Origin of the sequence: Bacteroides faecichinchillae JCM 17102 (assembly GCF_000614145.1) — a bacterium.
In the GTDB taxonomy this organism is placed as follows: domain Bacteria; phylum Bacteroidota; class Bacteroidia; order Bacteroidales; family Bacteroidaceae; genus Bacteroides; species Bacteroides faecichinchillae.
The window spans coordinates 94,236-107,296 of sequence record NZ_BAKK01000014.1 but is presented as its reverse complement, the minus strand read 5'-3'; the positions used below and the strand labels follow the sequence as shown (position 1 = coordinate 107,296).

The following is a 13,061-nucleotide window of genomic DNA, read 5'->3' as shown; positions in this document are numbered from 1 at the left end:
TATCGGAGGCAAAGAGCCGATATACCTCTCCGGGGTGCTTTGCCAATGAAAAAACATCTGTATTTTATGAAGATAACAAGATGTATTGAAACAGGGGGAGTTCCCCGAACTTTTATATTAAACATTGATAACTGCTTGATTAATAAACTGATATACAATCTTGCAGGATTGATAAAATTGCCCTAAAACGAAATGACGGCACTTTTGGGGAACGAGGAAAACATACGGTGGTACGTGATGCGCGACCTGAAAAGGGCGAACGCAAAAGAACCTGCCTATAAGCTGCTCGAAGGAATGAAGATGGAAGTCTTCGTTCCGATGAAGTGGCGCTTGGTGACACACGGTGGAGTGCGTATCCGCGAGGAAGTTCCGTTTATGCCGGATTTGCTTTTCGTACATGAAAGACGGATAACCCTTGACCCGATCGTAGAAAAGATACGTACCCTCCAGTACCGCTGGTTGTGCAGGACTTGGCGTGAACCGATGACGGTTGCGGATGGAGACATGGAACGGTTTATCCATGCGGTCAATGCCGCCGAGAATCCAAAATACTATCAGCCTGGTGAATTGACACCGGATATGTACGGCCGCTCCGTCCGTATTGTGGGTGGAGCCATGGATGGCTATTCCGGCAAGCTGCTTTCAGCGCGTGGGTCGAAGTTCAAGCGCCTTATGGTAGAAATCCCGAACCTGCTGACTGCCGCCGTGGAGGTGAATCCTGAATTTATCATCTTCATATAATAATCCAACATATGATTTTCTGGATAGTTAATTGTTGTATGGTTTTCCTGCTCTGCATCTTTTTTGCAGGAATCGTCATTCCCCAGATTCTGCTGATCGCTTTTCGCAAACAGCTGTTTGACCTTCCCGATGAACGGAAGATACATCATTGTGCGGTGCCCCGATTGGGTGGTATCGCGTTCAAACCGGTCGTGTTTTTCACCATAGCTTTGTTACTGGGAATCAATATGGCACTGGGGCATTCGGAAATGTTGTCTGAAATCGGAAACGATGTACGGCCTTTGGCCTTTGCTTTCTGCTCCATCATGGTACTATATCTGGTTGGCATGGCCGATGACCTGATCGGCATCCGTTATCGAGCCAAGTTTGTCATCCAGATTCTGTGCGGCGTGATGCTTATCGCCGGTGGGGTATATATCAACAACCTATACGGTATCCTGGGCATCCATGCGGTACCGTTATGGTTAGGGTATCCCTTGACCATTTTAATCGTGGTCTTCATCATCAATGCCATCAACCTGATCGACGGCATTGACGGGTTGGCTTCCGGGCTATGCAGTGTCGCCTGCCTGTTTTACGGTCTGACTTTTTTCATGCTCCACCTGCATGTCTATGCCATACTGGCGTTCGCCACATTGGGAGTGTTGATACCGTTCTTCTATTACAATGTTTTCGGAAATCCCGAACATGGCCGGAAGATCTTCATGGGTGACACGGGTAGCCTGACCGTTGGCATGATGCTTTGCTTCTTCAGTCTCAAACTGATTATGTGTGAAACGGACGATAATACGGGACATATAAACCCGATGGTGCTGGCTTTCTCGCCGCTACTGGTTCCATGCTGCGACGTGGTCCGGGTCTACCTGCATCGGGTACGTAACGGAAAGAACCCGTTCCTGCCGGACAAGAACCATATCCATCATAAGCTGCTTGCTCTCGGAATAAAGCAGCGCAATGCCATGATTATCATTGTTTCCGTATCAACAATATTCATACTGCTCAATATTCTTCTGTCCCTTTATCTCAATGTGAACTGGATCGTGCTGAGCGATATCCTGATATGGACTCTTACCAACATCAGGCTGACGAAATCTATCGGACAACTTCAATCGGAACAGAAAAACAACAAATAAAAATCAATGAAATATGAAAATCAGATACATTTTATTCTTATTGACCGTGACCCTTCTATTGGGATCATGTGCCACGCCGAAAGTCGCTTATTTCACGGACCTGAAACCGGGTACCGCAGAGCAAGTCTTGAACCCGCTGGAAATCCGGGTGCATCCCGAAGACAAGATCTCAATACTGGTCAACAGCAAGGACCCCTTGTTGATGAACCTTTTTAACCTTCCGGTCATATCCAGACAGATCGGTACGGCATCGGGAACATCCAATAGCCAGGGGATATCAGGATATACGATCAACAAGGATGGAGATATCGATTTTCCAGTGTTGGGGTATATCCATGTGGCGGGAATGACACGCGAGGAAATAGCCTCGTATATAAAAGAGGAACTGGTTTCGAAGAATCTCGTGAAAGACCCCGTTGTTACAGTTGAGTTCATGAACCTGACCGTTTCCGTGTTGGGTGAGGTTGCCACCCCCGGACGCTTCAATATCGACAAGGACAAGCTGACGCTTTTGGACGCTTTAAGCATGGCCGGAGACCTTACCGTCTACGGGAAACGGGAGAATGTCTTGGTACAACGGGAGGAAAACGGTAAAAAGACCTTGTATCAGGTCAACCTGAATTCGGGATACGACCTTTATGCCTCTCCCGTGTATTATTTACAGCAGAACGATGTAGTTTATGTGGAGCCTAACTCAATGAAAGCACGGCAGGCGACTGTCAACGGCAATAACGTCCGTTCTGCCTCTTTCTGGATGTCATTGGCCTCGTTGCTGACTACCATTACCGTATTAATTGTAAAATAAATATAAAATCAGATATGTCCATAAATCAAAAGAATACAAAACCGGGACAGCCGGATGATTTCCTGCGGATACAGGATCTGTTGTACCTGTGCCTCGCGAGGTGGCAGTGGTTCGTCTTGTCTTTAGTAGTAACGGTCGGTGCCGCTACCGTTCATCTGTTACGTACCCCTGCCGTTTATACACGTACTGCTTCGGTATTGGTCAAAGAAGATTCCAAAGGCAAGTCGGTCTCCTCGGATCTGAAATCCTTCTCGGAGTTCGGGTTGTTCCAATCCGGTACAAATGTGAATAACGAACTTATCACCTTTCAGTCACCGTCTTTAATGACCGAGGTGGTTAAAAGGTTGCGTTTGGATATGAATTACTTCGTTCCGGGGAAATTCCACCGTCAGGTGGCCTATGGACTGACATTACCTGTGGATGTAACGATAAATGACTTGCCTGAAAATGAATCAGCCGGTTTCACGCTGGAAGTGCAGCCGGACGGCACGTTATTCCTATCCGACTTTATACGTAACGGGACGGATCTTGACGGAAAGGATATAAAGGGAAACTTGCTCGACTCCATTCCTACACCATTGGGAAAAATCATTATCCATACAACACCCAATTACGTGAAAGGCAAGGCATATACATTGTATGTAGGCAAATCCAATTTGTATAACGCTGTAAACTCCTGCTCATCCAATCTGTCCGTTTCATTGAATAACGAGAAAGCGTCGGTTATAGACTTGTCATTCAAGGATAACTCCACACAGCGGGCGGAAGATGTATTGAGCATGTTGATTTCCGTTTATAACGAGAACTGGGTGAAGGACAAGAACCAGATCGCTGTCAGTACCTCAATGTTCATCAATGAGCGTCTGGGAGTAATCGAACAGGAACTAGGGAACGTGGACGAGGATATTTCCTCCTACAAGTCAGAGCACCTGTTACCCGACGTGCAGGCGGCATCGAGCATGTACATGGCCCAAAGCAGTGCGACCAACGCACAGATCCTGGCTTGAACAACCAGCTTTACATGACCCGTTACATCCGGAACTATTTAACCAACGATGCCAACCGTACCCAACTGCTTCCGGCCAATTCCGGTATAGAGAGTGCCAACATCGAATCGCAGATTGCCGAATACAACAAACAACTGTTGCAGCGTAACAGCCTGGTTGCGAACAGCAGCGCAGAAAATCCGCTGGTCATGGATATGGATCAGGCTCTGGCATCCATGCGTGGGGCGATAATCAGGTCTATCGACAATCAGATAGTAACCTTGAATTCGCAGATAAAAAGTTTACGGCAGACGGAGCAACAGACAACATCACGTATAGCAGCCAACCCTACACAGGCCAAATACCTGCTTTCGGTGGAACGCCAGCAGAAGGTAAAGGAGGCTCTTTATTTGTTCTTACTGCAAAAACGTGAAGAAAATGAACTCTCGCAGGCATTCACGGCTTACAATACCCGCATTGTCACCCCGCCGCACGGTAGCATGTTGCCGACATCTCCTGTACGCAAAAACATCTTTATGGTCGCGTTTGCTCTGGGGCTGCTCATTCCGACAGTCATTATCTTCATGCGCGAGAATATGAATACCGTGTACGGGGAAGGAAAGATCTGGAGAGTGTGACCGTGCCGTTCATCGGCGAGATTCCGCTGTTTACAAGAAAGAAGAAAAGAATATTCGGGAAAAAGCCGCAGGAAGTCAAGGCCGTTGTCGTCAAGGAGGGCAGCCGTGACATCATCAACGAGGCGTTCCGTGTATTGCGTACCAATCTGGAGTTTATGACCGGCAAGGACAAGACATCGAATGTCATCATCGTGACCTCATTCAATCCGGGCAGTGGCAAATCGTTCCTGACCATGAACATCGCCGTGAGCTTTGCCATCAAAGGGAAGAAAGTGTTGGTAATCGACGGTGACCTGCGCCACGGATCTGCGTCATCCTATATCGACTCTCCTGAGAAGGGATTGAGCGACTATCTGGGAGGTCGTATCGATAATTTGGATGAGATTATCGTACCCGATCCGAGACATAAATCTATGGATATACTACCCGTGGGAACGATTCCTCCCAATCCAACGGAACTATTATTCGACGAACGGTTGAAGCAGGCAATTGATGCCGTAAGGGAGCGATACGACTATGTGCTGATCGACTGTCCTCCCATCGAATTAGTGGCCGATACGCAGATTATCGAGAAATTAGTAGACCGGACTATCTTCGTAGTTCGTGCAGGATTGCTTGAACGGAGTATGCTTGCTGAACTGGAGAAAATTTACGAGGAGAAAAAATACAAGAACATGTCCCTGATCCTGAATGGAACCGAGGGAAGCGGTGGCCACTACGGATACCGTTACGGCTATCGGTATGGTTATCACTACGGTTACGGCTCGGGATACCACTATGGCTCCGATGAAAAACGGGGGGGGTAAATGACTGGTTATCAAATAATTAAAAAATAGTGTTTCAAATAAAATCTTCATATCATTGTGTGGCCTTTCAGAAAACGCATTCCGCTGAAAGATAGCGGCATATTCGAGGGGTTTACCGACTGGCACTCGCACATCCTGCCGGGTGTGGATGACGGGGTGCAGACTATAGAGGAGGCGTTGGAGATACTGCGTCTGTATGAGGAGTTGGGCGTGAAATCCGTGTGGTTGACACCGCACGTCATGGAGGACACCCCCAATACCACGGCACACCTCCGGGAACGGTTCGCCGAACTGCAAGCCGCCTATAGCGGCCCGATAACGCTACATCTCGCGGCCGAGAACATGCTGGATAATCTCTTCGAGGAACGGTTGGGAAAGAACGACCTGCTGCCCTTGGGCGAGAACGGCGATCATCTGTTAGTGGAAACCTCTTATTTCAGTCCTCCGATGGGGTTGAACAATATCCTGCTCCGTATCAAGGCAAAAGGTTACTATCCGGTTCTTGCCCATCCGGAACGGTATGTTTATATGGGTGAGTCGGATTATCAACAACTAAAAGATATGAGTGTAAAGTTCCAATTCAACTTGTTCTCGTTTGCAGGTACCTATGGTCCAGAAGCTAGTAAGAGAGCAGTATGGATGCTGAAGAATGGTTTTTACGATTGGGCGGGCAGTGATATACATAGTTTTTCCAATCTTAAAAGGACTATCAATAAAATACAAATTTCTGAAAGTAAGTTGCAGATGCTACAAAGTCTTCTGGCATCCCATTTTATATAAGTAAGTTGACCAAAGTGCTTTCAACCTGATACCAATGGATGAGATGATATCTGCTATACAAAAAATATAGACAAGTTCTATTTACTTTCGGGTAATAGCAATATTATGTCACCAGTAAGGCTGGAAAAATTGTTGGAGTTTCCACACCAGATCTACTTATTGCACTTTCTGCTCCGACATACAAGTGTTGGCAGTATATAAAAAAATGATGATTTCCTGTGATATCAGTTAAACCATTGACATGCAAAATCATAATCCTACATATTCAGAAAATAATAAGCGAATAGCAAAAAACACATTCCTATTATATATTAGGATGTTATTGCTGATGCTAATAAGCTTATACACATCACGCATAGTATTGAATGCTTTAGGGGTAGAAAATTATGGCATTTATAATGTGGTGGGTGGGGTAGTTGCCATGTTTTCATTGCTTTCTGGGTCATTGTCTTCTGCAATTAGCCGATATATAACATTCGAATTGGGCAACGGAGATACTAATAGATTGAAACAGATTTTTTCTACGGCAGTAAATGTACAGTTGATACTTATAATTATTATTACAATTCTACTTGAGACAGTCGGGTTTTGGTTTTTAAATTATAAAATGATTATTCCACAAGAACGTTTATCAGCCGCAAATTGGGTGTTCCAGTTCTCGATAATAACATTTGCAGTCAATTTGTGGAGTGTTCCATATAATGCCACTATTGTAGCACACGAACGCATGTCAGCATTTGCGTACATTAGCATATTTGATGCAGTGGCAAAATTAGCAATAGCATTTGTAATACAAATAAATCTAGGAGATAGGCTTATATATTACGGGGCACTTGTGTTATTAGTCGGATTAATCCAAAGATTTCTATACACTTTATATTGCGTGAAACATTTTGTAGAATGCAAATATCAAATGCATTTTGATAGAAAAACTATAATAGAAATGTTTAGGTTTGCAGGATGGAATTTTATTGGAGTTTCTTCAGTTGTATTAAGGGATCAGGGTGGTAACATTTTAATAAATATGTTTTTTGGTCCGGCCGTAAATGCGGCAAGAGGTATAGCAATGTCAGTTAATTCTGCTGTTAATGGTTTTGTATTAAATTTTATGACGGCATTAAACCCGCAAATAACCAAGAATTATGCATCAGGAAACTTTGATTATATGTTCAGATTAGTTTTTCAAGGCACGAGATTGTCATATTATATTTTATTGGTGCTTGCGTTGCCTGTGATTTTTACTACGCCATATTTGTTACATTTATGGTTAGGGATTGTTCCTGAACATGCATCTAATTTTTCCAGATTGGTTTTGATATTCACGATGAATGAGTCATTGGCGTCTCCGCTTATTACAGTGATGCTCGCCACTGGAAAAATAAAGAAATACCAATTAGTAGTTGGGGGCTTGCAACTATTAAATTTACCTTTAAGTTACGTTGGATTGAAATTTGGGTTTCCTCCTGAATTTGTATTTGTTGTGGCTTTTTGTGTTTCTATTTTGTGTGAATTTGCTCGGTTGATAATGCTAAAAAATATAGTTGGATTGTCCATCCGTTCCTTTTTGAAAGATGTGTATTTAAATGTTCTGATAGTAACTCTATTGGCATCGATACTACCGTTCGTCATGTATCGAATAATTTTATGTGATAATCTACTTTCGTTTGCTATGCTTTGTGCGTGTTCTGTGCTTAGTTCGGTATTGGCTATATATTTTATTGGTTGTACCCGACATGATCGATTGATAGTAAAATCATTTATACATCGTGTGTTTCATAAAATAATATGATTGATATTAAAACTCCCATGGAATGTTGTGGTTGCAGTGCATGTGCAAGCATTTGCAACCATGATGCAATAAGCATGCAACCCGATGCCCTAGGTTTTTTGTATCCTAAGGTAGATATGGATAAATGTATCAATTGTGGATTGTGTGAAAAGGTTTGTGCCTTTAATCAGTACTATGATACATCACAGAACCTACCCGAACCTATCGTCTATGGTGCGAGACACAAAGATATACAATCGGTTATGTTGTCGCGTTCGGGAGCGGTGTTTATCGCACTGTCTGATTTTGTATTAGACCAAGGTGGAGTGGTATATGGTGTTGGTTTTGAAGGTCATTTCCACGTGGTACATAAACTTGCAACAAACAAAATTGAACGTGATGAATTTCGTGGTAGTAAATATGTGCAAAGTGACATGAGAAATACTTTTCCATTAGTAAAGAAAGATTTGATTGATGGGAGGTTAGTGATGTTTGTGGGAACACCTTGCCAAACGTCAGGACTAAATAGTTACATAGGAACAAGGTTAAGGAATAATCTTTTGTTAATAGATATTGTGTGTCATGGAACTCCAAGCCCGTATTTGTGGCGAGATTATATTGATTATCTTGAAAACAAATCGGGGAACAAAATTGTCAAAGTCAACTTCAGGGATAAAATGAAATTTGGATGGGTAGCTCATCACGAAACATACATGTATGATAATTGTTCAGAAAGTGTTGTGGCTGAGACCAATTTTTATAGGAGTATATTTTTCAGAAAATCGTGTAACGTGTGTCATTTCTGCAATCTAAGAAGACCATCTGACATTACGTTGGGCGACTTCTGGGGGTGGGAAAAACAAGATGTTGAGATCAATAACGATGACAAGGGACTGAACCTTGTCTTAATAAATACTTCACGAGGAGGTTGGCTATTTGAACAAGCAAAGGCAAATCTGATTGTTTTTCTGGCACATGGCAATACTTATTTGCAGCCCAATTTGTGCCATCCTACAGCCATGCACCCATTTCGTGACATGCTGGAACAAGATTACACATCGAAAGGCTTTGAGTATGTATTTTTTCATGATTATGATCACGCAACGATAATGGAGCGGGTGCGTAGAAAATTTTTGATAATAAAAAAAAGAATGGTAAAATGAAAGTAGGCATTATCACATACCATCGGGCTCACAATTATGGTGCTGTCTTGCAATGTTATGCGCTGCAAGAAGTTCTAAAAAGAATGGGGCATGATACTCAAATTATAGATTATAGGCAGCCGTTTATAGAAAAACTGTATAACTTATCGAAAAAAGAACTGTTTTTTAGGTATAAATTTCATCCAAGAGCTTTGATGGCAAGATACGCAAAACAAAAAGCAATAAAATCATTTTTCGAGAATTTCAGTAATGATTTCCTTCAACTTTCGGATAAATGCGCGCAAAATGCAATACCTGAGTATGAGGTCTACATCGTTGGAAGCGACCAAATGTGGTCACTTGATTGCGTGGGTGGTAAAATAGACCCTATCTATTTTGGAATGTTTGATCGTTCCAAAAATTCAAGACTCATAGGCTTTTCCATTAGTTCGAATATACATTCTATTGGAATCCTAAACGAAAGAATAAACCAGTATATTGACAATTTTGATGCAATATCATTTCGGGAACAAACAGTTGCGGATACAATATCAGAAATTGTTTCAAAAAAGATGCTAATGACATTAGACCCAACATTGTGTACCGATGCTGAATTATGGAGTAATGTGATCAATCATGGTTGGAACAATAGAAAGTATATTGCGCTATATCACGTAATGTTTAGATTTTCACCAGCAGTTCATGATATGCTTTATAAACAAGCGTGCCGGATAGCTAAGAAAAATAGATGGGAAATAATAGATTTGTCAACTGGCGAATATTCCGTATCTGATTTTGTGTCAGTCATTAAATACGCCCAATGCGTAATTACAAGTTCTTTCCATGCTACGGTTTTTTCAGTGATTTTTTCAAGGCCGCTATTTGCTGTACAATTGCATGATGGGAATGATGGACGGTATGTTAGCCTGCTCAATTCATTAAATATGGCAAATGCATTGGTTGATTTAGATTTCATTCACGAGTCTCCAGTGAAAATAGATTATGATAAAGTGCATACAGTCTTATTGCATTTGCGAGAATCGTCTTTGGAATATTTGAAGTTGAATATTAGATGATATGCTAATAACCATAATTATACCTGTTCATAACTCTGCAAAGTTCTTGCACAGATGTATCAACAGTGTAATTACCCAAACATATCCCAACTGGGAATTGATACTTATTGATGATGGTAGTGAAGATGAATCTAGTAAAATTTGTGATGAGTATACCCAAATAGATAGGAGAATAAAGGTTATCCACACCGAAAATGGTGGAGTAAGTCGGTCTAGAAATATCGGACTTGAAAATGCATTGGGAGATTTTGTAACATTTAGTGACAGCGATGACGAAATATTGCCATGCGCTTTGGAATATTACACTAAGGCTGTTGGAGTTGGTGTAGATGTGGTTAGAGGAGGATTTGAACGTGTTAAAATAGAAAATACCACTATAATATCGACAGCATCCTTTGTAACATCAGATAAAGAGAAGATATTACATACTTGCGCGGAAACTCGTTATGAGGCTTATGTCTGGAACAGTTTTTTCAGAAAAGAACTTATAGGTAATATTCGTTTCGATGAAAGCATCTCATGGTGTGAGGATCATCTATTTACTTTTTCGGTAATGAGTAAGGCTAGGAAGGTAGCTTTTATTTCAGAACTTGTATATCGCTATTATGCACCTGATACAAATGCGATTTCTATGGGGGGCAACTTGTCATCTCGATATATAGACCCTAAAATGGTTATAGCTGAGGCCTTGGAGGAAAGAAGAATTAAGACTGCATATCTTTCAACACCTTTGTCGAAAGAGAATGAATTGATTGACTCAGAGTTTAATTACAAAGTTCGCCTTGCACTCCGCTATGCCATCATAGGTAATCGCTATAAAGAAGCCTTGGCTATCTCGTGCAAATATCTGTATTTTGATTTTAAGCCATTGATTTTAAATATACTATACATAAAAATATCTCCTTGTATTCGCAGACTGGTAAAAAATATAATTAAATAAAAAACTAAAATGGAAGAAGTTAAAATAGCTGTAATTGGCTTGGGATATGTGGGACTTCCTCTTGCCCGCTTGTTTTCAACAAGGTACAAAACAATTGGATTCGATATGAACCAATCTCGTGTAAATACCTTGATGTCTGGTCACGATGCAACTCTTGAAGTAGAAGACCAAATGCTTCAAGATGCTATTTCTAAAGGATTTAAATGTACTACAAATATCAATGAAATCAAAGATTACAATTTTTATGTAGTTGCGGTACCTACCCCTATCGATGAAAATAACAGACCGGACTTAAGACCGCTTTGGGGGGCCAGCGAAACAGTGGGGAAGGTTATTTCCAAAGGTGATATTGTCGTTTATGAGTCAACGGTTTATCCAGGTGTCACTGAAGAAGAGTGCCTGCCTGTGATAGAAAAAGTTTCAGGCTTAAAATACAACAAAGATTTTTTTGCGGGGTATTCGCCTGAAAGGATTAATCCAGGAGACAAGGAACATACTGTTGAGAAGATAAAAAAAGTCACTTCAGGTTCGACCCCAGAGATTGCAAATATTGTTGATGGAGTTTACAATTCAGTGTTAATTAACGGCACTCATAAAGCTCCTTCTATAAAAGTAGCTGAAGCCTCTAAAATAATCGAAAACTCACAAAGAGATGTGAATATCGCATTCATGAATGAGTTGGCTAAAATATTCAATGCCATGGGTATTGACACGCATGATGTAATAGAAGCCGCCGCTACGAAATGGAACTTTATCAAGCTTAACCCAGGATTAGTTGGGGGGCATTGCATAAGTGTTGATCCATACTACCTCATACAAAAGGCTCAGGTGTATGGTGTATTACCACGTATCATGTTTTCTGCAAGAAGACTGAATGATGGAATGGGAGCATACGTTGCTAATCAAATCATTAAATGTATGAATAAAAAAGGGGTGGTGGTAAAGGATGCGAAAATTCTTATACTTGGTATAACATTCAAGGAAAATTGTCCTGATCTCCGCAATTCAAAGATTGTGGATATCTATACAACTTTGGAAGAGTACACCAAGGATATTTCAGTCTATGACCCATATGCAGATGTAAATGCAGTCATGAAAGAATACAACATAGCCATAACCAATCAGCTTCCAAATGAAAAATATGATGTAGTAATTTTAGGGGTAGCACACAAGCAGTTTCTTGAACTAGATGTGAAAGAGTTGGTAAAGGAAGGTGGAGTTGTATATGATGTAAAGGGGGTACTTCCTCGCAATATAATAGACGGGCGATTATAAGGTTATGAATATAGTAATCGTTACAGACGATGGTTACGTGCAGCACGCAGCCGTGATGCTCACTTCCCTTTTTGAGTCGAACAGTAGTAATCGGTTTCACATATTTGTGTTCACCAATGACATCTCGGGTGAGAACTATTCTCGGTTGGAGCGTCTTTGTGCTGCTTATGGTAATTCTATTTCAGTTCATTATCCCGAAAAGGAATTGTTGCATAACAGCAATATAGATATAATGCGGTTAAACTCAGGAGGATGGAGCAAAATGATATACCATAAGCTATTTATGCCCCTAATACTTCCCAAAAGTGTCGAACGTTGTCTTTTTCTTGATGTTGACATGGTGATTGTGGATGATTTGGCTCCTCTGTATAACATCAAGATGGTTGATTATAATATAATTGCAGCTGTCGAGGATCTATTAAGTTGCATCCCGAGAAAGAAGGCTTTGGGGCTAGCTATGTCTGATTTATATATAAATTCGGGAGTAATGGTATGTGACATTGAACAATGGCGCAAAGAAGAAAAAAGACGTCCGATATTTGATTTCGTCTATAAATGGTCTGATAGGGTGATAAATGAACAGGATGTAATAGCTGCGTATATGAAGGGGAGAATTCAACTTATTCCGATTCGCTGGAACATGGTAGGCTGCAATTATCTTCGTAAAAAGAATGTGTTTCCCAAATATTATGAGGAATTGACAAATGCACGGAGGCACCCTGCAATCCACCATTTTTGTACACTTATTCCACCGTGGTATGCTGATAGCCCACATCCATTTCGCAAATTGTACATCAAGTTTCTTAAGATATATGCTGAAAAGATAGGAATCTCCGTAAATCTACATCTGCCATATAAGAATATGCCTAAATCGCATTGGCAAAAACTGCGTCATGTTATTGCAAATGTATTGAATTTTATGGATATAATACGGCAACCAGGTTATGTACTACACAAATGGAAATATTGAG

General features: G+C 41.3%; 11 protein-coding genes and 1 pseudogene. All 12 read left to right on the top strand.

The window, feature by feature from the left end:
- The coding region (locus tag JCM17102_RS31025; protein ID WP_206778285.1) for a hypothetical protein at positions 1-186 on the top strand (186 nt) is incomplete at its 5' end.
- Positions 187-192: 6 nt separating this feature from the next.
- On the top strand, positions 193-741 hold the full coding sequence (locus tag JCM17102_RS09555) for a UpxY family transcription antiterminator (protein WP_033886676.1): 549 nt from the start codon (positions 193-195) through the stop codon (positions 739-741).
- Between the two features lie 11 nt (positions 742-752).
- Positions 753-1,874, top strand: coding sequence for an MraY family glycosyltransferase (locus tag JCM17102_RS09550; RefSeq protein WP_025074945.1), 1,122 nt, complete (start codon positions 753-755; stop codon positions 1,872-1,874).
- A gap of 13 nt (positions 1,875-1,887) precedes the next feature.
- A complete protein-coding gene (locus JCM17102_RS09545) occupies positions 1,888-2,679 on the top strand; it encodes a polysaccharide biosynthesis/export family protein (protein ID WP_025074944.1) in 792 nt (263 codons plus the stop codon).
- 14 nt (positions 2,680-2,693) lie between these two features.
- Positions 2,694-5,109 (top strand): annotated as a pseudogene (locus JCM17102_RS26990) (GumC family protein).
- 57 nt (positions 5,110-5,166) lie between these two features.
- Positions 5,167-5,889, top strand: coding sequence for a tyrosine-protein phosphatase (locus tag JCM17102_RS09535; protein WP_025074943.1), 723 nt, complete (start codon positions 5,167-5,169; stop codon positions 5,887-5,889).
- Positions 5,890-6,130: 241 nt separating this feature from the next.
- Positions 6,131-7,678 carry an MATE family efflux transporter gene (locus JCM17102_RS09525; protein WP_025074942.1) on the top strand — a complete coding sequence of 516 codons (1,548 nt, stop codon included), beginning with the start codon at positions 6,131-6,133 and terminating at the stop codon, positions 7,676-7,678.
- Positions 7,675-8,820: a Coenzyme F420 hydrogenase/dehydrogenase, beta subunit C-terminal domain gene (locus JCM17102_RS09520; protein ID WP_025074941.1), complete on the top strand. Its 1,146-nt coding sequence runs from the start codon at positions 7,675-7,677 to the stop codon at positions 8,818-8,820. Before JCM17102_RS09525 ends, JCM17102_RS09520 begins: the two co-directional genes overlap by 4 nt.
- A complete protein-coding gene (locus JCM17102_RS09515; protein ID WP_025074940.1) occupies positions 8,817-9,875 on the top strand; it encodes a polysaccharide pyruvyl transferase family protein in 1,059 nt (352 codons plus the stop codon). Before JCM17102_RS09520 ends, JCM17102_RS09515 begins: the two co-directional genes overlap by 4 nt.
- Before the next feature lies 1 nt (position 9,876).
- Entirely contained in the window at positions 9,877-10,815 is a 939-nt protein-coding gene (locus tag JCM17102_RS28945; protein WP_025074939.1) for a glycosyltransferase family 2 protein, read from the top strand.
- Positions 10,816-10,824: 9 nt separating this feature from the next.
- The gene (locus JCM17102_RS09505; RefSeq protein ID WP_025074938.1) at positions 10,825-12,090 is read left to right on the top strand and encodes a nucleotide sugar dehydrogenase; all 1,266 of its coding nucleotides are present in this window, start codon (positions 10,825-10,827) and stop codon (positions 12,088-12,090) included.
- Between the two features lie 4 nt (positions 12,091-12,094).
- The gene (locus tag JCM17102_RS09500; RefSeq protein ID WP_025074937.1) at positions 12,095-13,060 is read left to right on the top strand and encodes a glycosyltransferase family 8 protein; all 966 of its coding nucleotides are present in this window, start codon (positions 12,095-12,097) and stop codon (positions 13,058-13,060) included.
- The last annotated feature ends 1 nt before the right edge of the window (position 13,061 follow it).